At 37.1% G+C, this 26,816-nt stretch carries 30 protein-coding genes; 12 read left to right on the plus strand and 18 right to left on the minus strand.

Going from position 1 to position 26,816, the window contains the following annotated elements; translation table 11 throughout:
- Positions 1-79 precede the first annotated feature (79 nt).
- A complete protein-coding gene (locus P4V41_RS04975; protein ID WP_328083683.1) occupies positions 80-1,192 on the minus strand; it encodes a hypothetical protein in 1,113 nt (370 codons plus the stop codon).
- 120 nt (positions 1,193-1,312) lie between these two features.
- On the opposite strand from P4V41_RS04975, the gene P4V41_RS04980 reads away from it, so the two are divergent.
- Both P4V41_RS04980 and P4V41_RS04985 read left to right on the plus strand, forming a co-directional pair.
- Positions 1,313-2,290 (plus strand): hypothetical protein, encoded by a 978-nt coding sequence (locus tag P4V41_RS04980; protein ID WP_328083684.1) that lies wholly within the window; start codon positions 1,313-1,315, stop codon positions 2,288-2,290.
- A gap of 50 nt (positions 2,291-2,340) precedes the next feature.
- Entirely contained in the window at positions 2,341-2,493 is a 153-nt protein-coding gene (locus tag P4V41_RS04985) for a hypothetical protein (RefSeq protein WP_328083685.1), read from the plus strand.
- 32 nt (positions 2,494-2,525) lie between these two features.
- Here the strand turns inward: P4V41_RS04985 and cysC are convergent, their stop codons facing one another.
- On the minus strand, positions 2,526-3,131 hold the full coding sequence (gene cysC / locus P4V41_RS04990; protein WP_328083686.1) for an adenylyl-sulfate kinase: 606 nt from the start codon (positions 3,129-3,131) through the stop codon (positions 2,526-2,528).
- Between the two features lie 24 nt (positions 3,132-3,155).
- On the minus strand, positions 3,156-4,283 hold the full coding sequence (gene sat / locus P4V41_RS04995; protein WP_328083687.1) for a sulfate adenylyltransferase: 1,128 nt from the start codon (positions 4,281-4,283) through the stop codon (positions 3,156-3,158).
- Between the two features lie 436 nt (positions 4,284-4,719).
- Here sat and P4V41_RS05000 point away from each other — a divergent pair, with 436 nt between their 5' ends.
- Positions 4,720-6,048 (plus strand): glycosyltransferase family 2 protein, encoded by a 1,329-nt coding sequence (locus tag P4V41_RS05000; RefSeq protein ID WP_328083688.1) that lies wholly within the window; start codon positions 4,720-4,722, stop codon positions 6,046-6,048.
- Positions 6,049-6,102: 54 nt separating this feature from the next.
- Here P4V41_RS05000 and P4V41_RS05005 read toward each other — a convergent pair whose 3' ends face one another.
- From P4V41_RS05005 to wecB, 4 genes are read right to left on the minus strand one after another with little or no spacing between them, the layout of a single operon-like run.
- Positions 6,103-6,972 carry an NAD-dependent epimerase/dehydratase family protein gene (locus P4V41_RS05005; RefSeq protein ID WP_328083689.1) on the minus strand — a complete coding sequence of 290 codons (870 nt, stop codon included), beginning with the start codon at positions 6,970-6,972 and terminating at the stop codon, positions 6,103-6,105.
- Complete coding sequence (locus P4V41_RS05010; protein WP_328084030.1) at positions 6,969-7,775, minus strand: SDR family oxidoreductase; 807 nt, start codon at positions 7,773-7,775, stop codon at positions 6,969-6,971. Before P4V41_RS05010 ends, P4V41_RS05005 begins: the two co-directional genes overlap by 4 nt.
- A gap of 5 nt (positions 7,776-7,780) precedes the next feature.
- A complete protein-coding gene (locus P4V41_RS05015) occupies positions 7,781-8,767 on the minus strand; it encodes a polysaccharide biosynthesis protein (RefSeq protein WP_328083690.1) in 987 nt (328 codons plus the stop codon).
- Positions 8,760-9,851 (minus strand): non-hydrolyzing UDP-N-acetylglucosamine 2-epimerase, encoded by a 1,092-nt coding sequence (gene wecB / locus P4V41_RS05020; protein WP_328083691.1) that lies wholly within the window; start codon positions 9,849-9,851, stop codon positions 8,760-8,762. Before wecB ends, P4V41_RS05015 begins: the two co-directional genes overlap by 8 nt.
- 177 nt (positions 9,852-10,028) lie before the next feature.
- Between wecB and P4V41_RS05025 the strand changes: the two genes are divergently transcribed.
- Complete coding sequence (locus P4V41_RS05025; RefSeq protein ID WP_328083692.1) at positions 10,029-11,087, plus strand: glycosyltransferase family 4 protein; 1,059 nt, start codon at positions 10,029-10,031, stop codon at positions 11,085-11,087.
- Positions 11,088-11,133: 46 nt separating this feature from the next.
- Here the strand turns inward: P4V41_RS05025 and P4V41_RS05030 are convergent, their stop codons facing one another.
- The 3 genes from P4V41_RS05030 to P4V41_RS05040 are packed head-to-tail and all read right to left on the minus strand — an operon-like array spanning position 11,134 to position 13,084.
- Positions 11,134-11,847, minus strand: a complete 714-nt coding sequence (locus P4V41_RS05030) for a glycosyltransferase family A protein (protein WP_328083693.1) — start codon at positions 11,845-11,847, stop codon at positions 11,134-11,136.
- Between the two features lie 15 nt (positions 11,848-11,862).
- On the minus strand, positions 11,863-12,780 hold the full coding sequence (locus tag P4V41_RS05035) for a glycosyltransferase (RefSeq protein ID WP_328083694.1): 918 nt from the start codon (positions 12,778-12,780) through the stop codon (positions 11,863-11,865).
- A gap of 55 nt (positions 12,781-12,835) precedes the next feature.
- A complete protein-coding gene (locus P4V41_RS05040; RefSeq protein ID WP_328083695.1) occupies positions 12,836-13,084 on the minus strand; it encodes a hypothetical protein in 249 nt (82 codons plus the stop codon).
- Between the two features lie 241 nt (positions 13,085-13,325).
- Here P4V41_RS05040 and P4V41_RS05045 point away from each other — a divergent pair, with 241 nt between their 5' ends.
- On the plus strand, positions 13,326-13,724 hold the full coding sequence (locus tag P4V41_RS05045; RefSeq protein ID WP_328083696.1) for a hypothetical protein: 399 nt from the start codon (positions 13,326-13,328) through the stop codon (positions 13,722-13,724).
- A 120-nt stretch (positions 13,725-13,844) separates the two neighbouring features.
- On the opposite strand, the gene fabI is transcribed toward P4V41_RS05045, so the two are convergent.
- The 3 genes from fabI to P4V41_RS05060 form a co-directional block, all read right to left on the minus strand.
- Positions 13,845-14,624, minus strand: coding sequence for an enoyl-ACP reductase FabI (gene fabI, locus P4V41_RS05050; RefSeq protein ID WP_328083697.1), 780 nt, complete (start codon positions 14,622-14,624; stop codon positions 13,845-13,847).
- A gap of 103 nt (positions 14,625-14,727) precedes the next feature.
- Positions 14,728-14,874, minus strand: a complete 147-nt coding sequence (locus P4V41_RS05055) for a hypothetical protein (protein WP_328083698.1) — start codon at positions 14,872-14,874, stop codon at positions 14,728-14,730.
- Positions 14,875-14,999: 125 nt separating this feature from the next.
- Positions 15,000-16,844: a monovalent cation:proton antiporter family protein gene (locus P4V41_RS05060; RefSeq protein ID WP_328083699.1), complete on the minus strand. Its 1,845-nt coding sequence runs from the start codon at positions 16,842-16,844 to the stop codon at positions 15,000-15,002.
- A gap of 149 nt (positions 16,845-16,993) precedes the next feature.
- Here P4V41_RS05060 and P4V41_RS05065 point away from each other — a divergent pair, with 149 nt between their 5' ends.
- The gene (locus P4V41_RS05065; RefSeq protein ID WP_328083700.1) at positions 16,994-18,151 is read left to right on the plus strand and encodes an FtsW/RodA/SpoVE family cell cycle protein; all 1,158 of its coding nucleotides are present in this window, start codon (positions 16,994-16,996) and stop codon (positions 18,149-18,151) included.
- Positions 18,152-18,218: 67 nt separating this feature from the next.
- A complete protein-coding gene (gene prpE / locus P4V41_RS05070; RefSeq protein ID WP_328083701.1) occupies positions 18,219-18,959 on the plus strand; it encodes a bis(5'-nucleosyl)-tetraphosphatase PrpE in 741 nt (246 codons plus the stop codon).
- A 61-nt stretch (positions 18,960-19,020) separates the two neighbouring features.
- Here the strand turns inward: prpE and P4V41_RS05075 are convergent, their stop codons facing one another.
- From P4V41_RS05075 to P4V41_RS05090, 4 genes are read right to left on the minus strand one after another with little or no spacing between them, the layout of a single operon-like run.
- A complete protein-coding gene (locus P4V41_RS05075) occupies positions 19,021-19,917 on the minus strand; it encodes an RluA family pseudouridine synthase (protein WP_328083702.1) in 897 nt (298 codons plus the stop codon).
- A 1-nt stretch (position 19,918) separates the two neighbouring features.
- Positions 19,919-20,713: an NAD kinase gene (locus tag P4V41_RS05080; protein ID WP_191754855.1), complete on the minus strand. Its 795-nt coding sequence runs from the start codon at positions 20,711-20,713 to the stop codon at positions 19,919-19,921.
- Positions 20,714-20,727: 14 nt separating this feature from the next.
- Positions 20,728-21,369, minus strand: coding sequence for a GTP pyrophosphokinase (locus tag P4V41_RS05085; RefSeq protein ID WP_197128202.1), 642 nt, complete (start codon positions 21,367-21,369; stop codon positions 20,728-20,730).
- Between the two features lie 2 nt (positions 21,370-21,371).
- Positions 21,372-21,770: a hypothetical protein gene (locus tag P4V41_RS05090; RefSeq protein WP_328083703.1), complete on the minus strand. Its 399-nt coding sequence runs from the start codon at positions 21,768-21,770 to the stop codon at positions 21,372-21,374.
- Positions 21,771-21,896: 126 nt separating this feature from the next.
- Here P4V41_RS05090 and P4V41_RS05095 point away from each other — a divergent pair, with 126 nt between their 5' ends.
- The 5 genes from P4V41_RS05095 to P4V41_RS05115 all read left to right on the plus strand — a co-directional run bounded on the left by P4V41_RS05095 (position 21,897) and on the right by P4V41_RS05115 (position 24,921).
- Complete coding sequence (locus P4V41_RS05095) at positions 21,897-22,478, plus strand: CYTH domain-containing protein (RefSeq protein WP_328083704.1); 582 nt, start codon at positions 21,897-21,899, stop codon at positions 22,476-22,478.
- Between the two features lie 38 nt (positions 22,479-22,516).
- Positions 22,517-23,188 (plus strand): lytic transglycosylase domain-containing protein, encoded by a 672-nt coding sequence (locus tag P4V41_RS05100; protein ID WP_328083705.1) that lies wholly within the window; start codon positions 22,517-22,519, stop codon positions 23,186-23,188.
- Positions 23,189-23,354: 166 nt separating this feature from the next.
- Positions 23,355-23,768: a globin gene (locus tag P4V41_RS05105; protein WP_328084031.1), complete on the plus strand. Its 414-nt coding sequence runs from the start codon at positions 23,355-23,357 to the stop codon at positions 23,766-23,768.
- Positions 23,752-24,654, plus strand: a complete 903-nt coding sequence (locus tag P4V41_RS05110) for a ClpXP adapter SpxH family protein (RefSeq protein ID WP_328083706.1) — start codon at positions 23,752-23,754, stop codon at positions 24,652-24,654. The genes P4V41_RS05105 and P4V41_RS05110 overlap by 17 nt, the downstream gene beginning before the upstream one ends.
- A gap of 90 nt (positions 24,655-24,744) precedes the next feature.
- The gene (locus P4V41_RS05115; RefSeq protein ID WP_328083707.1) at positions 24,745-24,921 is read left to right on the plus strand and encodes a hypothetical protein; all 177 of its coding nucleotides are present in this window, start codon (positions 24,745-24,747) and stop codon (positions 24,919-24,921) included.
- Positions 24,922-24,971: 50 nt separating this feature from the next.
- Here the strand turns inward: P4V41_RS05115 and pepF are convergent, their stop codons facing one another.
- Positions 24,972-26,789 (minus strand): oligoendopeptidase F, encoded by a 1,818-nt coding sequence (gene pepF / locus P4V41_RS05120; protein ID WP_328083708.1) that lies wholly within the window; start codon positions 26,787-26,789, stop codon positions 24,972-24,974.
- Positions 26,790-26,816: the final 27 nt, after the last annotated feature.

The following is a 26,816-nucleotide window of genomic DNA, read 5'->3' on the forward strand; positions in this document are numbered from 1 at the left end:
CATTCGTTCACATTTTTTTCATGAACAAGAAAGACCTGCAGGTAAGTGCCGCAGGTCTTCTTTTCTTCAGATCCAATTATTATTGATGTTGCAAACAGTTTTCTATAACGATTTCTCCTGAATCTGCTTTTACAACACCTGTAGAAAATATTTTCGTTCCTGCTCTGTCAATAAGTTCTACCTCAAATTGATTTCCTTCTTCTGTCTCAACGATAGCAAGGTTAAATTGATACTGTTCTCCTGAAGCATCCATTGTCCCTCTACCTGAAACAGTCAACCTTGTTCCACCAGCATATTCATCACAGCAAAGTGTATCTTGTGTGAATTCTGTAGCTGTATATCCAGAATCATTTAGAGATAATTGAAATCTGCTTCCTGATAGGTTGTAATTCGGACAGATCTCAACGGATATTGTTGCTCTGCCAGTTTCTGTTGCACCATCATCTTCTGACGTTAATCCGTTAGCAGTTCCTCGTGATCTACACAGGCAGCCTGGCCTGGGATATATGTCCGGGCATTGTTGTGGAAACACTACCTCTGGACACATTTCTCCCTCGCTTTCCTCTGCATTTAGATCATTTTCACGAGGTGAGCAGAACTTCGCTAATACCTCTAGTTTAACTTCAGCTTCTACTTGGATATCAACACAGAACGTAATGTCTACCACGAATGAAGTTGGTGATGGACTATTTAACAATACAGTGCCTGAAGGGATGCGAGCAAAGATCTTAGTAATACGACAGTATAAGTCTGTTCCATCTGGATAACACAAGACGAATGACTCAAATACTGATGCGTTTACCATCTGCTCTACTACGATTACCCCGTTACGATCTACAACTTGAACTTTAATATCCGTTGTAAAAAGTAGCTCTACTAGCTGCGCTTCAGCAAAACCTCCGTTAAGTGCTACTGTTACATCTCTTTTATCTCCAACTTGCTCGCATAGATAAAGTTCAGGGCATGCTTCGTTTGTTTCACCTGTTAGCGGGAATGCTGGAGGAGTTTTAGGTACTTTCGTAACATGTCTTAACGGTCTGCGTGAAGGATCATCCAATGCTTCTTCTATAGCTTTAATTTGTTCAGGAGTAAAAGAAACGGTCTTTCTTACGTTTAGTGTATCTGTCACCCAGTCGTAAACTTTCTGAACGCGGATACACTCATCCTGCAAGTGTTTATGATTATTTCCCATTGTTTCCCTTCCTTTCCTCATCATGATCTGAAGATTCCATACATACTATGGAAATAGAGTGGGTAATGACACAGAAACGAAAGCCTATTTTTATAGATAAGCGTTAAGGAGGAAGCTATCATGAGACCAATCTGGTATCAAGATAAGAAGGTATGTGAGTTATCATCTATAGAATATGAGGCTTTATGTCTTTTATTGCCTTATTGGGGATTAAAGATCTCAGATGATGGAGAAACGATTACAGAAGCTCTTTCGACATTTATGTTTGGTATTCAAGGGCTAACACAGAAGAAAGTTAAAGAATTAGAGCAGCACTTAAGCCATACAGGAATTAGAATTACAACAGATGATCATGTAAAATGTGACCACCGTTTTTATGTAGATTTCCATAGCGGTCATCCTATGCCACTTGCTCTGAATACACCTGAGAAACAACTGTATTATTTAAACCCTACACCTATTTTCAGATTGCCTGTTCAAGCCGGTATACACAAAGGCATAACACTAAAAAGAAAAGACGGCCCTCTCTTCCTAGCTGTTCAACCCTCGTATGAAGCACAAATTGTAGAGTGGATCAGCTATTTAGTCATCCAAACCTTTTTACGTGTTTCATTTGAATCCCTTTCATCTGTATCAGAAGCAACATTCTTTTCATGTGCGAACAAAGTCTTAAAACCTATTAATTCATATTTTGCAGCCGTTCAAATCCCGGTAAAGAGCGAAGTTGTAGAAACACTAAACGTAGAATATCAACAGAAGCCAATAACCTCTTCTTCTCCTGTACAAAACAAGAAAGAAGATCTTTTTTATGAAGCACCCTTACCGCAGCCTGTTAATAAAAGATTAGATGCACCAAAAGCAACTGTTCCACAAATTCGACCTTTCTCATCAGCTGGAGCGCTCATTACAAATCAGATCCCAAAACCCTATGAGCAAAGCAAACTATTAACAAGAAATGCAAGTCCAATCAGCCCTTTTAAATCTAACAGCCCAACTGAAAAAACGATTCAACCCTTTAAAAGGAGTACTTCCGATTCAAAGAAAACATCAGTCATTCGTCCATTTCAGCCGAATAAAAACACCCCGTCCTCCGATTGAGAATATAATGGCAATGCGCCGAGATATTCAATTAAGAGGAGAGATCAGAAGTGAATAAAGACGATTTACAAAAGCTTTATGCGGAGATTAAAACAAAGAAATTGAACAACGCAGGAAAGAATCAGTCTTTAATTAATCCCCCTGTAAAGAAAGGCTGCAGTTCATGTGGTAAAGTAACGTGGAAACCTAAAAAATCTAATTAAAAAGCTGTCCCCTTAAGGGTGCAGCTTTTTCTTTATGAGATATATTTTTTTTCCACCAAATAATTTATGACTAGTTCGGCACACTCTTTTACTCCAAGACGCTCTGTTTTTACAATGATCTCAGGAGAAGCCGGGGCTTCGTAAGGATCAGAGATACCCGTAAAATTGGTGATCAATCCTTCTCTTACCTTTTTATATAGCCCTTTTGGATCTCGTTTTTCACATTCTAAAAGACTGCAATCTATATAGACCTCTACAAATTCTTCACTAGACAACAAACTCCTAACTGCATCTCGATCTGCAGCAATAGGAGAAATAGCTGCAACTAAAACGATCGAACCACCTTCAACAAATAACTTGGTTACTTCTCCAATTCTTCTGATGTTCTCCGTTCTTGCTTCTTTAGAGAAAGTTAGATCTTGATTCAATCCGTGTCTAACATTATCACCGTCAAGTAACATGGTACTGTGATTTCTTTTGTATAACATTTTTTCGACTTCGGAAGCTATCGTTGATTTTCCGGAACCAGAAAGACCTGTAAACCAAAGTACAAAGCTCTTATGACCATGAAGTTTCTGTCTCATTTCCTTGGTCACATTATGCTGTTGCCATGTTATATTTTTATCATCTAGACTCAATTCTTTAGCCTCCATAACTTTTTATTAAGCATAATAATCGCGTAATATAGAGATGACTTCACTCCTGCTAAAATTGGTTGAAATCGGTTCGTTATTTTTAAGCATCTCTCTCACTTTTGTTCCTGATAATGTAAGTCTGTCCATTTCGTCATGAGGACACGTTTTAATAGTCGCCATAGCTCCACATTTCGTGCAATAAAAACTATTCTCAAAGAAAATAGGTGTTATTCCTAACTCCTCCTTACTAAACTCTGCAAAAATATGCTGCGCATCATAAGGACCATAAAAATTTCCGACTCCGGCATGATCTCTTCCTATTATAATATGGCTGCATCCATAATTTTTTCTTATGATGGAATGAAAGATCGCCTCACGTGGACCCGCGTATCTCATCGATCCAGGAAACGCACTCAACAGAACACGATTTTTCGGATAATATTGCTGAAGAAGTGCTTCATAAGACTTCATCCTAACCTCTGCAGGTATGTCATCTTTTTTAGTCTCGCCTACTAAAGGATGTAATAAGAGCCCGTCCATTTGTTCTAAAGCTGTTTTTTGTAAATATTCGTGCGCACGATGAATCGGATTTCTGGTTTGAAAACCAACAATCTTTTCCCACCCATTCTTATTAAATTGCTCCCTTGTTTCTTTAGGATCTAAATAATAAGAAGAATTAACTTTTCGGTGGGGATTGTTCACCAAAGTAACACGTCCTCCTACGTACCAGCTTCCTCTATTCATTACATTGCGTACCCCTGGATGCGTTTGATCCTCCGTACGATAGACATTTCTCACTTCTAGAAGTTTGTCAGGTTTAAAGATATCCTTTATTTCTAATTTTCCATAAATCGTATTTTCATAAATCAATAAAGCTTCATGCTGTTTTGTTAATTGTTTAGCTTTGTCTTCAGTGACAGGTAACGTTATTGGAACACTCCAAGGAATTCCGTTGGATAACCTCATATGATGTACAACAGCCTCGTAATCAGCCTTGTTCATAAAAGAATCAAGTGGACTAAACGCACCGTTAGAAAGACATTCTAAATCGGATAAGCTGATTGGATCTAATTCAATTTTTATTTGGTTTTGATTGTAATCGTCATTGGCATTCTGTCTATATACTAAACTTCCACCATGAGGAAGAAGGAGCATGGATTTCACCTCAACTATTAATTCATTAGCCGTTGCTAATCATTCTAGTGTATGAAGGTTAGACAAGTTTTGTGAGTATATCATTAATGCTACAAAAGTAATTTCTCATTAGGTCCTTAGTTTCTTGTACTTCCCTGACAAGTTGATTGGAGTGTAAGGTACGAGACTCCAGCAGGACGAGCCGGACAGGTGAGACTTCAAAAGATGCAATGCATCAGAAGGCCCGCCGCACGCCCTGCGGAAAGCGAGTATCCTGAAATCAACTACATTCAAGAGCTACTGAGAATTCCTACAGCATCTACTTTAAAATAAATCTTAATAGAGAAAATTTATTTACCAAAATAACCAGTCCGATTCATAGATAGATGAATAGAATGCTTGTATCGCACTATGACATTACCATTCATAGAGTAATTGAAATTTAGGAGGAACTTTAGTGAAAGTAGGCGTTGTACTCCCCGTATATCATCAGGAAAGGGAGTATATTTTTGAATGTATACAATCAATGGAAAAACAAACTTTTCGTGATTATAAACTTGTAATTGTTCTTGATGGACCTAATGATGAAACGGTCACCGCTATAAAAGAGGCAAGCAAGCTTTTAACCATCCCATATGAAATCGTGGATCGAAAGGTGAATCTTGGAATTTCTCCTTCTTTAAATGAGGGCTTTGAACTTGTAAAAGATTGTCCTTATCTGACATGGATATCAAGTGATAACAGGCATGATCCAAACTTTTTAGAGCGATTAGTTCAAACGATGGATCAAGCCTCAAAGGAAACGGTATTAGTGTATTCCTTTTATAGACGTATTGATCAACATGGAACACCAATCACCTATACAAAAGCATGGTACGAATATGTCGAGCATTTTATGACAAGGAAAAAAGAAGAGATATTCCAGAATTGTTTTATTGGAGCATCATTCTTGTTTACGAGTGAAGCTTTCTCAAAAGCTGGAGGCTATCGGGTAGATTTCCCTAACGTACAAGACCATGATTTTTGGATTCGCTTGCTTTTGCATGGTGATTTTGTTCTGCTGCCAGAATATATAATGGAATATCGCTTTAATGGACGATTTGCACTAACTACAAACATCCCACCTGAACAACTGACGATGGAGAGTATGGCTAGCAGTATTGATATTCAAAAGAGTATTGGAAAGTTGCCAAAAGTAAGTGTTGTCCTCTATTCTCACAATCATGTAAAAACGATTAATCTTGCATTAAACAGCATTCTTCAGCAAACATTAACCGATTTTCAGATTGTTATTGTGGATGATGGTTCCACCGATTTAACTCCTGATTCTATTCATCGAACACACGACTTCAGAATGATTCCACTGCTTTTAAATCATCGCGGAAAAACAGGATCGATTGAAATTGCTCTTGATTATTGCATCGGAGAGTATGTTCTTTTTATGACAGGTGAAGACTGGCTTGATCCACAAGCGCTCCAGCAGATGGTGACAAAGATGGAATCCTTACCTCTTAAAACAGATATGTTGGTAACAAATCATAAAATTTGGTATGACCGTCGAGGACGATTGACTTCAGGACCCATTATAAATGGTACTCAATACGGAAAATTATTGTTAAACAAAACCATGCAACCATACGCAGTAATGTATCGATTAAGTTCTCTCCATAAAAGTTTGAGTGGTGTCTTAAGCAATCAAGTTGAAACTCACTTTTATAGTCAGCATATAAAGCCTGGAAATACGCATTGGATGAATATGGCTCTATACCATAAACGAATAAAATAAATAGAGCGTCCCCGTAATTTAGGGACGCTCTATTTAGTGTAATAACTTGTTTTATTAACCAATGGATCTGTAGTAAGAAAGAATATGTTGGATTGAAATTTCTATTGGATATTTTTTTTGCCATTGAAGCTCTTGTAATAGCCTTGAATTGGTAACATGAGGACTTTTATCTGGTGAATCGGTTTTCTCTAAAAAAGTAAGCCTTTCTTTCGTTAACGTTTGGAAGATATCAGCGACCTCTAACAATGTTGTCATCTTTCCTGACCCTAATTCGTATGTCTTTCTTTTAGTACCTCTTTTCAACAGAACTTCATAACCTGATATCGCATCTCTAACATCCAAGAATTCCCGCTCATTTTGAAGGTGGCTGATGCTTATCGCACTATGATTACCTGACGATTCCATTTGAATAATACGATTTGCTAAAAAAGAAACGAAACCAGGTGATTTGCCTGGTCCGATTAAATTACATGGTTTTGCTACGATAAGTTGAAGATCAAATAGATGGGCCCAGTCCATCACGAGTTCTTCTTGATGTTTTTTACTTACACCATAAGGATGATCTATTCCTGAAAGTGCTGAGCTTACAATAACTGTACGGCACAATGGAACAGCTTTACGTATAGCTTCAAGTAAATAAAGGGTACCGAGTACGTTAGCTTCGATTGTTGTTGTTGGATTATCCCATGATAAGGGTACCGAATTCACACCTGCTAGATGCAGACAGAAGTCAGGTTTATACATATTAAAGACCTCAGACACTTTTTCTTTGTCTAATAGATCACAGGTAACAACATGAAATTTCAGATTAGACAGGAAACTCCTTGCGATTCCTATCACTTCATATCCTTTATCTGCAAAATGTTGACACGCGTGATTTCCTGTAAATCCTGCTGCACCCGTAATTACAATTCTTTTTTTCATTTCAACCAATCTTTTAAATCTTGCACCTGTTTTTCATAAGATGCCACTTTAAATTCTGAATCTAACCTCGTGTTATAGAGTGTTCGATCAAGACGTGGCTCGGTATGCGGAATAATATCAACGTCATTCTTTTGATAGATATCCTTGATAATCATCAAAAGATCATACTTTGAAAGAACCTCAGGAGCAGTTAAGTGGTAAAGGCCGGTAATCGGATTACTGATAGTATGATCTATAAATTTTGCAAGTTCTAATGTAGTCACACCATTCCATTTTACATGAGTAAATCCTTTTATAATTCCTTTTTGTTGGATAAACCAATGGAAAAGACCGATACCATTCTTTAACTCAGGACCAATAATAGATGTTCGAATCGTTAGATGTGGCTGTGTTTTTATTTCTCCAAGCTGTTTTGTTTTGGCATACATCGTTAGTCCATCTGGTATAGATTGTTCATTATAGTTCCCTTGATGACCACTAAACACGCAATCTGTACTAATGTGGATCAGTTTGCCTCCATAAACATTTAGCTGCTTAGCTAACTCGTGAGGAAGTAAACTATTTACAAGTATTGCATCTCTTTGATGAATGGCAGCGTACTCGTTTAATAGACCGATGCAGTTAATAATTAGATCCGGCTTATGATGCTGCACAACTTCAGCAATCTGCGTTAAATCCGTCGCATCAAGCTGGATATGGCCTTGTGTACCATCTCTAGAAGTCAGCAGAAGATGATGCGTTGTATTTTTTTTGAAATAGGATGCGATCATATGACCAGCCATCCCATTCGCACCTAGAATCATAATCTTCAAGTCAGAAATCCACCTTCAACAAGCATCTGATGAATCTCTTTCTTATTCATTAAGTCCGTCTCAGAACTATAGCTTTCAAGCTCTACTTTATCAAAAGACGCATAGTGCTCATTCAATCCTTCAATATCAATAGTAGGTAGAATAACAAAGTATTCGTTATCAAAAAGAACGGTTGTTGCACTTTCGTATTCAGACAACAGGATCTCATGAAGCTTCTCTCCTGGACGTTTTCCTAGTTCGATCATCTTTACTCCTTTTTCTCCTGAAGCATCAATGAGAACTTGTGCTAAATCTGTAATTTTACACGTAGGCATCTTCATAACAAAGATCTCACCGCCTACACTTTCATATGTGGCTTTAAACAGTAAAGAGATCGCTTCTTCTAATGTTAAAAAGAACCGTGTCATTTCAAAGTCAGTAATCCCTACTTGCCCTTTGTTCTTAATCTGACTTTTAAAAACGTGAATAACACTACCATTCGTGCCTAAGACATTTCCACCTCTTACACAAACGAATCTTGTATGTTTGCTTAGTAGGTTTGCATGGATGATTAACTTTTCACCGATCGCTTTTGTCATTCCGTAAAGGTTAGAAGGATTAGCTGCTTTATCAGTTGATATATAGATCACTTTTGTTACCTTATGATGAATGGCTGTTTCAATTACGTTTTGTGTTCCTTGAATATTGCTCTTTAGTGCCTCATATGGCTGAAGCTCACAAATTGGCACATGCTTCAATGCTGCAAGATGATAGATATAATCTATACCTTCACTGGCTCTCAACAAGGAATCTTTATCTCTAATATCACCAATCATAAATGTTAGCTTTGGATTATAATCAAACTGTCTTTGCATAGCTACTTGGCTTGCTTCATTACGGGAGAGAACGATAATCTCTTTTGGTTCTTTAGGCAGAAGCTGTTTAACTAGCTCATGACCCCAAGACCCAGTACCTCCCGTAATTAAAATTCTTTTATTAAACAATACTATTTCCTCCTAAAATAAACTTTACGACTCGATCTGAAACATCTAAATCTCCATAGCCTTCTGGAATGGACCATTGCTTCTTCTGATTTGTCATTACTTTTACTGAAGCCAAAATCTGCATGGCCGAAACACCTGATACACAGTTACTACCACACTCGACGGTTTCCGGTCGTTCGGTACTATTCCTCATCGTTACGGTTGGCACTTGGAACAAACAACATTCCTCCTGAACGGTCCCGCTATCTGTTAGCGCACAAAATGCGTGCTTTTCTAACTTTACAAAGTCAAAAAATCCAAAGGGTTCATGAAATTGTACCAATGAGTTCATCTGTACCGTGCTCATTTCTAGAATCCTTGATTTGGTGCGTGGGTGGATAGAGCAGATAACCGGCATTTTAAAATGTTCAGCAACTAAATTTAGACCAGTTAATATTTCATTTAAATGAACTTGATTGTCCACGTTTTCAGCACGATGGGCCGTTACCAACATATAATTTCTTTTTGAAACATTTAATTTTTCTAGAATATTGCTATTATCAATCTGTTCTTTAAATTGAGTTAACACTTCATAGATCGGGTTACCTGAAACCATAATCCGATTAACAGGAACACCTTCTCTTATTAAGTTTTCTCTGCTGTATTTGGTATACGGCAGATTAAAAGTAGAGATGGCGTCAATTACTTTTCTGTTTTTTTCTTCTGGTACGTTTAGATCAAAACATCGGTTACCCGCTTCCATATGAACAACCGGTATATTTAACCTTTCTGTTACGATAGAAGATAGAGCACTGTTCGTGTCACCTAGAACCAAAACTTTGTCAGGTTTCTCTTGCAACAAAATTTTCTCTAGCTCTGAAAACAGATGTGCAATTTGATTTCCGAAAGAAAATTGTTGTTTCATTAAAATATAGTCTGGCTGTCTAAGTTGAAACTCTTGGAAAAACACATCGTTTAATGAAGGTGTGAAATTTTGTCCCGTGTGTATTAAAACATGTTGATCTGCTAAATGATCTAGCTTTTTAATGATCAAACTTAGTCGTATAATCTCCGGACGTGTTCCAAGGATAGTTACTATTTTCAATGAAACTCTCCTTCCTTATTTATAATAATTCTTTATATTAAACTATGATTGTGTTCCCAATGTGGACTAGACCTCTACCCGTATAATTGAAAAAAGGCGCACTTTCAAAGGACGTGCTTAGAACAACTTTGCCAATCATTCATACAATGGCTTATAAGGATTTAAAGGAGCTAGAGTATGGTAAAAGCTAAAATTCTATTTGTTTTTTATTTACCTAGTGGCGGGATGGAAACATTGAACCGTCAACGTTGTAAAGCATTATCCTCTCAAGATGTTGAGTGCCACTTACTGTATATGCAAAACGGTACGGGCATGCAAAACATTTCACGAATCCCTACTTATATTACAAATAATGATGCTGAAATTAAGCAGATTTTAACTCATAACTTTGATGCGATCTTTGTCAGCTCGGACATGTTCATGCTTAAAAGAATTCGAGATCTTGGATATAAAGGAAAGTTGATTTACGAAGTTCAAGGACTGGGGAGTTACAAAAGTGCAGAGAAAATACTAAATCAAGCGAAACCGTTTCTAATCAATTATTCAAATGGCATCCTTTACCCTAAGACACCTCACCTCATGAGTTTAATAGATACACTATATCCAACTCTTCCAAGATATTGTTTTCATAACTGTTTTGATCTATCTGATTTTGGATACCGTTCATTAGCACCAGTGCCTTATCCAGTTGTAGGCTGGGTAGGAAGATTAGAGTTGAATAAAAACTGGGATGAGTTTCTTATGTTTGCCACTAGATTCATTAAACAAAAGCCAAACGCAAAGTTCTGGTTTTTTATTGACGATACCATTGGAAATCCTCAAGAGAAAACAAGATTCTATAAATTACTAGAACGATATAAATTAGCAAACTCTGTTGTGGTTCACGCAAACATTCCTCACAAACAGATGGCAGATTATTTTTCAATAATAGGTGATAGCGGAGGTTTATTATTATCTACATCCAAGGTAGAAGGGTTTGGATATGCGGTTATTGAAGCGATGAGCTGTAAATGTCCTGTCCTTACTTCTGATTCAGATGGTGTAAAGGCATTTATTAATCACAATATTACAGGTAAGTTCTACAAAAATGGTAATATCGGTTCCGCAGTTAGAGAAGCCATTGAGCTAACTGATCATAAAGAATTAAGAAATCAGATCATTCATAATGCGTTAGATCATTTATCTCAATTTAACTTAGAGATCTATGCTGCTGAATTCATGAAAATATTAAGATAAAAAAGCCGCTTTTCTTAAAGTGGCTTTTCTTATTTATGAATGTATATTATTTTTGGAGAGCATTCTTAATTAATTCATTCATCTTAAACCTGTGTTTCTTTGTTGTTATGACCAATTCTTTTCTTATTTCCAACTTATGCTGTTTGGTACCCATATTTTTATGAATTCTGTAATTCACAAGTGGTTCAGGATAATAAACAAAATTATATCTTGATAGAATCCTTAGCCAGTAATCATAATCTTGTGTATAGAGTAACGTTTCATCAAACAAACCAAACTCCCTAAATACGTCCATTTTTAACATGACTGTACAGCCATTTATTACACAGCCTCTGCTCATTCTTTTTAAAAAGTCTGCCTCGGTTTGATACCCCACACCCTGTGGCGAAGAAATAATATGGGATAACTCATTGATTAAATAAAAGTTTGAATACGTAGCTTCTGCACGAACAGTTTTCATAAAATGAAGCTGCTTCTCAATTTTCTCTGGATGAAAAATATCATCAGAGCTTAGCCAAGCAAAGTAGTCGCCGGTTGCATGCTTAATCCCCATATTTAAAGCTGACGCTGTCCCACCATTCTTTTTTTCAAAGTACCTTATCTTTGTTAAATAAGCTGATACTTTTTCATTGTGAATCGTTGAGCCATCGTTTACGACTATGATTTCAATATTTTTATATGATTGATTAAGAGCACTTTCAATTGCTTGATTAATATACGTGCAATTATAAAAAGGAATAATAATAGTTACTTTGTCCAAAAGTAAAGACCTCCTTTACATTTGATGTAAGTAGTTAAGGATAGAATCAACCATTTGTTTCGCTCTTATTTCAGTGGTGTGTCTTTCTTGAATTAATGATTGGCCATTGTTAACAATTTGGTTACGCAGGACCTCATTTTCCAAGTAATAATCTATTTTTTCTTGAAAGTTTACCTCGTCTATTTGAACAAACGTTTTGCCATCAATAAATCCTAATTCAGATAATTCTTGAGAACCAGATCCTGCAAGAAGCGTTCCACAAGCAAGTACTTCAAAATACTTTAATAACGGAAAATGATGTATAGAATCACAAGTTAAAAAGATTTTTGCCCTGCTGATTTCTCTAGCATAACTTTCACCCGATAGCCCTAATTTCACTTCTCCATAACCAGGGTGAGAATGCAGGACAAATCGAGGATCCCTATTATACTGTTGTAGTAACTTATGTCTGAAAGGATATATATGCGGAAAAGTGGCACCTATTAATAGAAGCGGAATATCTTTTGTAACATCATTACGATGGAAAATATCAAGAGGAACATGATGAGGAAACCAAACAAGTCGGTCAATATGATCAGGCAGCCACTTTTTAAATGCGTCTCTATAATGACAGAATATGAGAGCTGGCTTTTCTTGCCCTATCAAGAAATTCCTCTTTGAAAGTTTATAGTGTAAATCATGCATTAGAATGCCGTGTGGAATCGTCAATTCTTTCAAACCCCTTATATAAGGGCTGTATTCAGGTTTGTAATCATTTATAAGAATAAAATCTGGTTTGACTACCTGTTGATTAAGAATTGTAGAAATGTGACCGTCTTTATACCATTTAGTGAGATTTGTGATTTTTTCCAGTTCTCTTTCTAAATAATAACTACTTCGCTCAAGCTGTTGTGAACGGTCTTTCGTTATAAAAAGCAAATTAAGTCTTTTCATCTAACTCTCCCATAACGATATAAATAGCTCCATGCATTAGCATGGAGCTTTCATTTTATAGAGTATCAGTAGCTAAATCAATCAGTAGGATTCTATCAAGGTTTACAATATATGTTGTACCACCAAAAGAACCATCTTGTGAAAACGCTACATAGTCCTGTCCTACTTCTATAACTCTAACACCTGTTAAATCTGGTGTTCCTTGAGGTTGGTTTGAATTTTGAAGAAACACTTCTGAAATTAATCTGTTTTGATGAAAATATCTTGTTAATAAGTTGCTGTACGTAAAAACTGAAGTTGCCAATTAATAAGCACCCCTTTGAATTTTTCTGGCTATAAAAGCCGTACTTTATGTATATGTACATTTCAATTGATGGCTTGGACTTATGTCACTTTAGTAAAAATTAAATATGCGTGTCTAACCTATTTTAAGAAAATTAGTTATATGTCCTATAGCATTTTGTCCAACTATCCATATATTGTTATTAACCTGATAAACGAAGAAGAAATCAGGTACATGTATCTATTTCAAAGGAGGAAATACATTGAGTTTATTTAATGGCTCATGTTGTGGTCACGCAGCTGGAACGACACATAAAAAATCTAAGTGCGGTGGCGCTGTGTGCGAAATGCTAGAAAAGCTTGCTCGTCGTGCAAACAATTTTGATTTTTGTAACGGTACGCAAGCGATCGCTAGACGACCTGAAGTTCGAGTAATTTCTAGAGGAGATGCTAGACCGTTAGCACTTAGCGCAACTGATGCAGATGGTGGATTAGGAACAATCTTACAATTGATTGATTTTGATGCTGAAACTGGTTACGCATTGTTTGGTTATGTAGCAGCTGGTACAGCTCTACCTGGAATCACTCCAACAGCAACTATTTTGTTAGATTGCCGCTGCTTGTGCGGAATTATTTGTGTAACACCTACTGACGCTGACTGATCGGCTGCTGAGTAAAGGATACAGCCACAACTTTTAAACAGGACTGATGAGAATAGGATACAGTCCGAGAAGCGAAAAAACCCCTCAAAGCCCAATGTGAGCCTTTGAGGGGTTTTCTATTTATCGAGCAATTGTGTTGTATCCACTATCCACGTGTAAAATTTCACCTGTAATACCACGAGCCAAGTCACTCATTAGGAACAACGCAGCATCGCCAACTTCTTCTTGCGTATTTGCTTTACGAAGCGGTGATCTTTCTTCGATCTCTTTTAGTACAGAGTTAAAGTCACCGATACCTTTTGCAGCAAGTGTACGAATTGGTCCTGCTGAAATGGCATTAACGCGAATGCCGTCTTTACCGACGTCACTTGCAAGATATTTTACGCTTGCGTCTAGTGAAGCTTTTGCCACACCCATAACGTTATAGTTGGAAACTACTCTTTCTCCACCGAGATAAGTCAACGTCACGATGCTTCCGCCTTCTGTCATAAGAGGACGAGCTTCTTTTACTACAGCCGTTAGTGAATACGATGAAATATTGTGAGCTAGAAGGAAGCCTTCACGCGTCGTGTTTAAATACTCGCCTTTTAATTCTTCCGTGTTAGCAAAAGCGATACAATGAGCGAGTCCGTGGATCACACCAACTTCTTCTTTTAATGTAGCGAAAGTTTTTTTAATTTCCTCATCATTCGTAATATCACAAGGAAGGACGATTGAATCATTTCTTCTTAGTGATTCTGCAAGATCTCGAACGTTCTTCTCTAATCTTTCACCTGCATATGTAAATACTAGGCGCGCACCTGCATTTGATAGAGACTGTGCGATTCCCCAAGCAATACTTCTTTTATTCGCAACACCCATAACAACAAATGTTTTGTTTTCTAATGAAAGATTATACATATAAATTTTCCTCCCCATCGTTCTGTTCATTTTGTATTAATTAGTATTTGTTATTAGTACCAAGTCCTAATTAGTATAACAGAAGTTTATAGGAAATTCACTATTAACCTTTACTAGTCTGAATGTCTTTCACTTCATAACCGCATGAATCACAGCGATAAATCACATTTTGATTCGATTGAGCGATTAAAACCTCATGACCTAATGCATGGTCTTTTCCGCATTTTGGACAATGAACAACTGGCATCATAACATTTCAACTCCCTATTTTTTTTTATTTACTTCTAGCATGCTCATTTTTCTAATAAATTAGGCTTTATCTTTCTTTTTTTGGCAAACAAAAAGCACTGGCACTTCAGCCAGTACTTTTAGAATTCAACTCAATATTTGCCTCATCTGGAGCACTTGTTGCTTACTTCCTGTCACGACCATTTTATCTCCTAACAAGATTTCCGTGTCACCATGCGGAACGATCGACTCTTTTCCTCGGTAGATCCGAACAATGATGCTATCACCAAGGAAAGGAAAGTTTCTTAAAGCCGTTCTGTGATAGGCACTGTTTTCAACGAGAATCTCATTCAAGCTATTATCAGACGTTGTCAGAATATCCACTACTGCTGGATTCTCTATCAACGCTTTTAACAACACTTGAGAAGAAAAGTAAACAGAATAAACTTCAATACCTTTGTCTTTAAGTGCATCCCTTTTTAATGGATCTTCAATTCGAGCAACAACTCTTTCCACACCTTCATCCTTTGCAAAGAGAGCAAGCCTTTCATTTGTTTCATCCTTTCCTGTAGCAAATACAATAATATCTGTATCAAAAACATTTGCCTGCATTAGAGTTGTTGTCTCGTAATCATCAAGCTCTTGAATTTTAAAGCTATCCAATTGTTTTTGATCTTTTTCTTCTTGTTTCGTGTGATAAAGGCGATATTCAAAACGAGTTTGATCAAGCTCTGTCGTCAACGGTAGCGTGAATTGATTTGCTCCAACAAAAACAAGCTGTTCCTTACCCGCTTCTGCTTCCTCTTTTTTCGGAAACAGCTTTTTAAAGAATATTGGTGTAATGATCGCACTAATAACAGCTGTTAAAATTAATGCTGATGATGTTCGAGCATCGATCACATTGATTCGTTCACCAATCTTTGCAGCAGCTATCACCAATGAAAGTGTAGAAGTTAATAAGAATCCTGCTGCCGTCACCGTTTTCCAGTCATACCATTTTCGAAGGTACAATATAGGCAAAAACTTAGAAATAAGTAACGCGATCAACAATAGAGGGATAAGTGCTAATGCTTTTGGATCAGCAAATATCGAACGAATATCCAGCTCAACCCCTACCATTACAAAAAAGATTGGAATTAGAAATCCATAGCCAAAAGAATCGAGTTTATGAACAAGTTGTTTATTAGGTGAAAGAAGAGAAACGAGAACTCCAGCTAAGAAAGCACCTAATATGTTCTCTGCCCCTACAGATTCTGACAAACCTACTAAGACGATAATCAATGTGAAAACTGCTCTTGTATCAAGTTGAATCGTTCCTTTAGACATCGTGTCAAGAAAGGATCTGTGTCTCATCTGTTTTCCTACAAAATATAAAAGAATACCTGCCGCAAATAGTATAAGTAACAGCCACATTCTGCTCGGGTCACCTGATTCCATGGAAACAAATAAAGCGAGGAGAATCATGGTTACTAGATCTGCAATAACCGCCACAAGTAAGATGATCTGACCAATGGTCGTCTTCGATAACTTTTCTTCTTTCAATGTAGGTACAACTACTCCTAGTGATATCGTTGAGATAACTAGCGTCATAAAGAACGCACTCTCTGTAAATCCACCCCACACAAAAAGAAGCGATAATCCATATGAGAGGATCAGTATAAAGAGAAAGATAATACTCGAAACGAGAATGCGATTCGGTTCCCTTTTCTCTTCTTTCTTTTTCTTAGAACTAGACTCACCCGCAAAGATACTAAAATCAATTTCAAGACCACTTAAGAACATTAAGAAAATAAAGCCCAGAACCGATAAGATTTCAAGCCATGCGTCAGAATGAACGACATCAAAACCGCTCTTTCCTAAGATAATTCCGACGATTATTTCCGCTACAACAACAGGTATGACTCGCAGCCGAAATTTGTTTAGCAGAATAGGAACAAAGAATGCTGTAAGGATAACTAATATTAATGAAGTAAACGATGCATGTTCTTCCATAAAACCTCCGTCGTTTCTTTATATTATTGGTTTACTATAGTAAAGCAGAAAAAGAAATGTCAAACGATTATACTCAAAATGATTTGCAAACCCTTTGTTTTTAGGTAAGATAATACATGTTATTGTTTTACTTTAAGGAGTCGATCTACATGCAGAATAACCACAAGTCACCATGGCAACAACTCGATTATAATCTTTTGTTTCTTTTGTTCTTAATGGTCATCACGAGCTGTGTTGCCATCTATAGCGCGCAGATGATGGATCAATACGGTAGCAACTTCGTCATAAAGCAACTCGTTTGGTACTTTATCGGTGGAATCGCTGTAGTCGGCGTAATGGTATTAGATTTTGATCAGTTTAGAAAATTATCTTGGTACGTATACGGGTTTGGTATCCTGTTACTGCTCGGTATTATTGTCGCTCCAGAGAGCATCGTTCCAAACATTAACGGTGCACAGAGCTGGTACAGATTTGGTCCTTTCGCCTTGCAGCCTTCAGAACTTGTAAAAGTAGCTCTGGTTATTGCCATCGCTAATACAATCGCTACTCACAATGAAAAGTATATTGTTCGCACAATGCATGAAGACCTATTATTGCTTGGGAAAATAGCGTTAATTGCTGGTTTCCCTACACTTCTTGTCCTGATGCAGCCTGACCTTGGTACAAGTCTTGTATTTATGGCTATCACAGGTAGTCTTCTACTTGTATCAGGAATTAGATGGAGAATTATCGTTATCCTTATTCTTTCCTTTATTTTGTTCATATCAATCCTAGTTTGGATATATTTTACCTTTCCACAATTTTTCGTGGATCATATCCTCGATCAATATCAGCTTAATCGCTTCTACGCTTGGCTTGAACCGTATGAACATAAAGATGCCGGATATCATACAAGAAACGCACTACTTGCGATCGGCAGCGGAATGCTGTTCGGTAAAGGATTTACGGAAGGTTCAGTTTATCTGCCCGAAGCACAAACTGATTTTATATTCTCGATCATCGGTGAAGAATTTGGTTTCTTCGGAACAAGTATCGTTATTTCTCTATTCTTCTTGATGGTATACAGAATGATCAATACCGCTCTTGAGAGTAATGAAGCTTTTGGAAGTTATTTATGCGCAGGAGTAATTGGTATGCTTACTTTCCAAGTATTCCAGAACATTGGAATGAACATTCAAGTAATGCCGATCACAGGTATCCCCTTACCGTTTATCAGTTACGGAGGAAGTTCGATACTCGCATACATGATTGCTTTTGGTCTTGTATTAAACGTTCGATCGAGAACGACCAAATATATGTTTGAATAGCACCTGATATTTCTCAGGTGTTTTTCTTTTGTCTTTGAAGTATCCTAATGTTTATGAGGTGAAGAACATGAAATATGATATTATCGGTGACATTCATGGATGTTTTAAGGAATACGAAGAACTTGTAACGGAGCTAGGATATGAATGGAGAAATAATCTTCCTGTTCATATAGACAACCGAAGACTCGTTTTTTTAGGTGATTTGATGGATCGTGGCCCAGAATCAATAAAAGTAATGGAACATGTCTATGAACTTGTACAAAATGATCTAGCCCTATATTCACCAGGTAATCATTGTAACAAGCTGTATCGATATTTTTTAGGACGCAACGTTCAGATCAAACATGGACTTGAGACAACTGTTGCAGAACTTAAAGGGCTCACTCCTGTTGAAAGACAAAAAGTCAGAGATCATTTTTGTACACTTTATGAGAATGCTCCTCTTTATCTCCATCTCGATCAAGGTAAGTTAGTCGTAGCTCATGCAGGAATTCGAGAAGACTATGTAGGTCAATTTCATAACAAAGTTAAAACTTTTGTTCTATATGGGGATATAACCGGTGAGTCAAACCCTGATGGAACCCCTGTACGAAGAGATTGGGCAAGAAAACACTCTGGAAAAATCACCATCGTCTATGGACATACCCCTGTTGCAGAAGTGCGTCATATTCAAAACACCTGGAATATTGATACAGGGTGCGTGTTCGGTGGTAAGTTGAGCGCGCTTCGATATCCTGAAATGGAGACGGTAAGTGTACTGTCAATCATGCCATATGTTCCTGAAAAGTTTCGGTCTTTCAACGATTAGAAAAGAGGAGTGCAAAGCCTATAGGCAACACTCCTCTTTTAATATTTTTCGTACGTAATTATCATGAATTCCAAAGATTTTTCATGTCTTGAGGTAAATTAGCTTTTAACATTATGTGCTTCTCTGTAAATGGATGGATGAATGAGGTTTTCTCACTATGTAAAGCTTGTCGTTGAATCATTTCTAATGAACCACCATATAAATCATCTCCGAGTAGTGGATGTCCAATAGAAGACATGTGTACTCTGATTTGGTGTGTTCTACCTGTTTCTAATTGTAATGAGACAACAGTAAAGTTTTTTTCTTCTACATAATCTATCTTTTCGTAATGAGTAATAGAGCGTTGCCCAACTTCACTCACCATTCTTTCTATGATACTCTCTGGATTTCTTGTGATCGGACGATCCACAGTTCCTCTTTCATTCTTCAACTCTCCATGAACAAATGCAATATACTCCCTCTTTATTACTTTATCTTTTTGTTGTTTAGACATTAACGAATGAGCGAATCGGTGTTTAGCAACTAAAACAATACCTGATGTATCTTTGTCTAACCGATTTACCGCATGAAACGTGCCTGGGATACCATGTTGCTGATAATAAAATAAAACGGCTGAAGCAAGGGATCCATTTTGCTGATAAAGTGATGGAATAGTTGGCATCCCAGCAGGTTTATGAACCGCAATAAAATGTTGATCTTCAAAAATAATTCTTAAGGGTATATCTTCCACTTCCATCGAAGAGCTCATTGTTTCTGGAGGAAAGCATACTGTGACTTCATCGCCTTCATTTAAAAAGGTTCTGACAGTTACTTCTTTTTTGTTCACAAAAAGAGCGCCGCCGTGAAACTTAATATCGGTCAGCGCTGCTTTAGAAATCTGTTTCGCTTTTAAATACTCCCTTAAAAGGATGGGAGCCTCCTCATTTTGTACATGCCATGTAATCGTAAAGTTATTCATATTAATCTCCGACAAATGATTCTTTTACTCTTTTCCAGAATGGAAATGGACGAAAACGTGCAAAACGAATTTTTTCTTCAGCTACTCTGTACTGTATCGATTTTACTTTTTTCTGAACTAAGAATCGATGGTCTATCGTAATATGAAAATCCACATCATTTACGGGTTTTAATATACAAGTATGATGTTGTGGAAGAACTAACGGTGAACCAATCGTCCGGAACACTCGATTGTTGATAGAAGCCATCTCTGACAATTGAATGGATGCAAGTGATGGATGGATAATCGCTCCACCGAGTGCTTTGTTGTAAGCTGTACTTCCTGAAGGTGTTGAAATACAAAGACCATCGCCTCTGAACGTTTCAAATTTCTCTCCCTTAATCTCAACATCCATGACGAGAGACCCTTCAACACTTTTGACGGTACATTCGTTAACAGCGAGATATCTTTTCTCATCTAAACCGTCAATATAACGCACTGTAACTTCGAGTAGAGGATATTCAACGATTTGAAAAGGTGTTTTCGCGATATGTATGACGAGCTTTTCCACCTCTTCAGGGAGCCAGTCTGCAAAAAAACCAAGATGTCCTGTATGAACACCAACAAAAGCTGTTTTATCAATCCGATGTACATAATGATGAAATGCATGAAGCAATGTTCCATCACCGCCGACTGTTATTACAATCTCTGGTTCTTTCTCTTCATACACCAATTCAAATTCTTCCAGATATGCACGGATTTTTTCGGTTAAGATATTGGATTTGTTATCTCCTTTTGATACGATGGCAAATTTCATTCTCTCTCCATCCTTTATGACCCTAAGTTGGTTTCATTGGATTTATCATTGCGTTCCAAAAACACAAGCTGAGCTTCTTGAATTTCCCCTTTGATCTGAGACATCTCTTCGTCCAGTCTGTTTGCAGCTTCTGCAGCTCTTTGCAATCTCTGACGGATGTCTTCAGGAATTTGTCCCTGATACTTATAGTTCATAGAGTGTTCGATTGTAGCCCAAAAATTCATAGCTAGTGTTCGGACTTGAACTTCTACAAGTATCTTTTTTTCCCCATCGAGTACTTGAACAGGATATTCAATAACGATATGATACGACCGATATCCACTTGGCTTCTTATGCGTGATATAGTCCCGTTCTTCGACAATAGTAAAATCGTTGCGCTGACGTAACAAGTTGATCACTGTAGTAATATCGTCGGTGAACTGACACATGATTCGAAGTCCCGCTAAATCTTGAATTTCCGTTTCTAGATGTTGATCAGGAATGTTCTTTTGATATGCTTTGTTCACGATTGACTTAATGGGTTTCACTCTTCCAGTAACAAATTCAATCGGACAATGCTGATTTGACTTTTCAAATTGCTCCCGCATTCCCCTGAATTTAATCTTAAGCTCATCAACTGCTTGCTTGTAAGGAATTAATAGTGCTTCCCAGTCCATACTCATTGGGCTTTTTCCTCAGTTCCAAAAATCTTGATCACTTCGTCTTCCATTTGTTGCCCATAGTTTGCATTTCCTTGTATGTTGTCAGTCAAAAATTCCATTTCTCTAGAGAAAGCAGTAAGTTCAAGCTCTTCTCTCTGCTCATTTTGAACAACGAAAATCGCATCTTCTTGGAGTGCACTTTTCACTTCGTTCCAATGATTATTATCAATCGAGATATAAATAAATCCTTCTTCATCCTCAAGAACGTAGATGAATGCTAACCCATCAGAATCTACTAGCATTCTTTCACTATCTTTCCAGTCAGATATTCCATTGTTTGTTTCATTTTGAATAAGCAGAATCAGCTTATTCTCTTTCCATGCAGTTGACTGCACATTCAATCGTCGTGGCATCATGTTAACAACCTCCTGTTTCTTCTTGTTTAGTGTAACACAAAATAGGAGTTTAATAAGAAATTGAGATGCAGTAATCGCTATGAGATAATAAGTATACTTAACTACAGCTACAGGGGGATAAACCAATTGTCTCAAGAAATTGAAATTGAATTTAAGAATTTGCTAACACAGCTTGAATTTTTAAGACTTATCGATGAATTTGATGTTCAGCAAGAAGATTTTCACAAACAGACCAACTATTATTTCGATACACAACAATTCGAACTTAAACACCAAAGAAGTGCTTTACGAGTTCGAACAAAAAATAACGAATATACGCTTACTCTAAAACAAAAATTAGATAAACATATTCTTGAAACACATCAAAATGTTTCTAAGGATATTTTTCGTGATTTATTAAAAGGGCAATCATTACCCTCAGGAGAAGTCACAGATCAGATTAGTAAAATGAATATTGATGTTAAGAAAATTACATATTTAGGAGAGCTCACAACTTTTCGTGCTGAGTTTCCTTACAAAGATGGCCTTCTCGTATTAGATGAAAATCATTATTTAGGTAAAATCGACTATGAAATAGAATACGAATCTGCCGATTATACTAGTGGACTAAATCATTTTAATGAATTGCTTACTATTAAACAGATCTCTATTAGAGATACCGAAAGCAAAATTGCTCGTTTCTTTAATGAAAGCCGCAGAAATAAGTAAACTGATCTTTTAAGTAATTCAGTTTAGGAGGATCTCTCTTGAATATTCAATCGTATAAAGCACTTATGGAAATTCAAGCACTTCAGCAGTTGAATGTAAATGCTCCATCTTCTTCTTATTCAAGTATGCAAAACACAGCTGCAAGTCCCTTTGCAGCCTTGTTACAAGAAGCTTATTCAAATGTTGGAGGCACAAGTGAAATGGAAGCTGGTGTTAACATCAACTTCGGACAAACGTTTCAACCTTTCACTGTAAATACAAGTCCACCTTATTCATTACCCTTAACACCTACTACTCCGACTTCAACTGAAAAGTTAAGCATTCCTTCTAAAAGCCTAGATGAGCTCATTGAAAACACAGCTAGGAAATTTGAAGTTGATCCTAACCTTATTCGTTCAGTCATTAAACACGAATCTAATTTTAAAACGACTGCAGAAAGCCACGCAGGTGCTCAAGGACTTATGCAACTAATGCCTGCAACGGCAAGATCGTTAGGAGTTACTAATTCTTTTGATCCTATACAAAACGTGGAAGCCGGAACAAAATATTTAAAGATGATGCTTGATAAATATGATGGCAATCAAAAGCTTGCTCTTGCCGCTTATAATGCTGGTCCGGGTAACGTCGCAAAATATAATGGTATTCCACCATTTAAGGAAACAATCTCATACGTGAATAAAATTATGAATACGTATCAATCACTCGTATAACCCTCCATTTTTGAGGGTTTTTTTATTGCATTATATACCTCATTTCATAGCTGATTTATTGGCAACTAAAAACGAATCAACATCCTTGTCTATTCATATTGTTTGCTTACCATTCATGAACCTTGCTACAATAAAATTACAAATTGACGCAAGGAGCTTTTGGACCATGTTTGACGAATCAAAAACACCATATGATCTGCTAGGAAAAAAGGAAGGTATTGAAAAACTTGTTACTACTTTTTACAAACTAGTCAGTCAAGATTCATTGCTCTCTCCACTTTTTCCTGATGACTTAACAGAGACTGCCTATAAACAAACGCAATTTTTAAGCCAGTTTTTTGGCGGGCCACCACTATATACTGAGGAACATGGACATCCTATGCTTAGAGCGCGTCACATGCCTTTTCCTATAACAAATGCGCACGCCAAAGCATGGATTGCCTGTATGGAAAAGGCGATGACGATTCAAAAAATAGAACCTGAAATGCAAAACATACTGTTAAGCCGATTAAAAATGACTGCTTTTCATATGGTTAATATAGAGGATTCAGAAAGGAGCGAGAATGCTGACACTGTATAATTCCAATTCCTTTTACGACGAACAAGAGAACAATAATAACCATGCCTGTCAAAAGCCATTGGAAATCTATTCTGTCATCGATCCGCTATGCCCAGAATGCTGGTCATTAGAGCCTGTTCTAAAAAAATTGCAAGTCCAGTACGGACACTATTTCACATTACGCCATTTTGTTAGTGGTAGTCTTGAATCACTCAATACGTACGTACCACGAAAAAAAGGGATTAACACGGCTGAACAAATTGCTGAGAAATGGGAAAAAACAGCTTCCCTTTCTGGTATGAGCTGTGATGGAGATGTATGGTTGGAAAACCCCATTTCTGCCCCACATAAAGCAACACTAGCTATTAAAGCTGCTGAGTTACAAGGAAAGCAGCAAGGAATGCGGTTTTTAAGAAAGCTCAGAGAGAACTTGTTCTTAAACAAACAAAACATTGGAAATGATGATGTATTATTAGAGATAGCTCGCTCTGTTAACTTAGACGAAGATGAATTTTTAAGTGATCTATCATCTGAAGCCACCATTAAAGCTCTACGTTGTGATCTGAAATTTTCACAGGAAATGGATGTAACACAAATCCCAACGCTTATTGTTTTCAATGATAAAACAGATGATGATGGCATTAAAATATCTGGCTGTTATTCTTATGATGTTTATGTAGAGATTCTAAAAGAAATGTCTGGGATCCCTTTAGAGCCTTCACCGCTACCTGAATTAGAAGATTTTCTTTCTTCTTACTCATTTGTAGCTACGAAAGAGGTTTCAGTGGTATATCAGATTAGTTGTGAAGAAGCAGAAAAGAGATTAAAACGGCTTGTTCTACAGCAAAAAGTTGAACGAGTACCGGTGAAGTACGGAACATTTTGGAGATATCTTCCCAACCGCTGATTTTTTTCAGCGGTTTTTTTATTATAAGGGACACGCTTTGCATATCCTTTCCCTACATGAATAAACATGTACAAAGGGAGGGAGAATTTTATGTATTTGATTATGATTTTGGTGAGTTTACTTTCACTTGCAGGGAGTTTTTATTTCTTTGTGCTCTCTCTGCTAAACATGGCACCAAAAATTTTAGCGGTACCTGGACTCTTTATCGCCGTGCTACTAACAACACTCTGCTATAACTATCGATCAAAACTAAGAAGAATAGGTTAGATCAAACATAACAAAATCCTGCCCAGGTATCTGGACAGGATTTTTTGTGTTTATTTCTCAAAAAGTAATTCTTCCATCTCATCAAGAATAGATTCAAAAACTTTAAGAGCATTTTCAATCGGTTCTGGTGTGGTCATGTCAACACCAGCTTTTTTCAATACTTCAATCGGATAATCAGAGCTTCCAGCTTTTAAGAAATCTAGATAACGATCAACTGCTGGTTTTCCTTCTTCTAAAATCTGTTTAGACAAGGAAGCTGCCGCACTGAATCCTGTTGCGTATTGATAAACATAGAAATTGTAATAGAAATGAGGAATTCTAGCCCACTCTAGACCAATCTCTTTATCAATCACTAAATCTTCACCGAAATATTTAACGTTCAGATCATAATAGATCTTCGTTAATAGTTCTGGAGTTAGCGGCTCACCATTTGCTGCACGAACATGAATCTCTTGTTCGAATTCTGCAAACATCGTTTGACGGAAAACAGTTCCTCTAAATCCTTCTAAATGGTGGTTCAACAAGTACAACTTTTCTTTTTTATCAGATGTCTTCTCTAACATATAATGATTTAATAAAGCTTCATTACAAGTCGATGCAACCTCTGCGACAAAGATCGAGTAATCCGCATAAGGGTAAGGTTGATTCTCACGAGTATAGTAGCTATGAACGGAATGTCCGATCTCATGTGTAAGTGTGAACAAGTTGTTTACGTTATCTTGCCAGTTCATAAGGATATATGGCATCGTTCCATATGCACCAGATGAATAAGCACCACTACGTTTCCCTGCGTTCTCATGCACATCGATCCAGCGCTTCTCATAGCCTTCTTTTACGATCTCTTTATACTCATCGCCCATCGGATCTAGACTGTCTAAGACGAGCTGCTGTGCTTCTTTAAAACTCACTTCCATCTTTGCATCTTTAACAAGTGGCGTATAGAGATCATACATATGAAGCTCATCAAGTCCAAGCGCTTTTTTGCGCAAACGAACATAACGATGCAATAATCCAAGATTATCATTTACTGTCTTGACTAAATTATCATAAACCGCTTCAGGGATGTTATTGTTGTTAAGTGCTGCCTCACGAGCTGAACTAAACTTTCTCGTTTTTGCAAAGAAATTATCTCGTTTTACCGTTCCGGCTAGTGTGCTTGCAAATGTATTTTTGTATGAATCATATGTGCCATAAACAGCTTTGAAAGCATCTTCTCTTACTCTACGATCTGAGCTTTCCAAAAAGCGGATATATCGTCCGTGTGTTACTTCGATTTCTTCCCCGTTCTCGTCCTTAATAACCGGGAATTTGAGGTCAGCGTTATTCAGCATACCAAACGTATTGCTAGAAGTGTTGGCTACTTCTCTAACATCTGCTAAGAGTGCTTCTTCTTCTTTCGAAAGTACATGAGGACGCTGACGATTAATCTCATCTAACGCTTGTTTATACAACTTTAATGGTTCATGACTTTGAAGAAATTGGACCAATGCATCCTCAGATAGAGATAGAATCTCTGGTACCGCAAAAGAGACTGTACTGCTTACTTGAGTTGCTAGGTTAGATGCACGGTCATTTAACCCTTGATACATGGAGTTCGTTGTATCTTGATCGTATCTCATATGAGCATATGTATAAAGTTTCCCGAGTTTTTTAGTTACTTCGTCTTGCTTTTGAAGATATGAATAAAGGGTTTCCGCAGATTCTCCTAGTTTTCCTTGAAACGATTTTAATTCAGGCAAGAGATCTTTAGTTTCATTGAATTCTTTTTCCCATACATCGTCCGACGCATATATTGCTTCTAAATCCCACGTGTCTGAAACAGGGACTTCATTACGTTTAGGCAATGATTTCGTTTTAGTTTGAGACATACATACACCTCCAGGTAAATTAAAGAG

The sequence above is a fragment of the Fictibacillus nanhaiensis genome, from assembly GCF_036213205.1.
In the GTDB taxonomy this organism is placed as follows: domain Bacteria; phylum Bacillota; class Bacilli; order Bacillales; family Fictibacillaceae; genus Fictibacillus; species Fictibacillus nanhaiensis_E.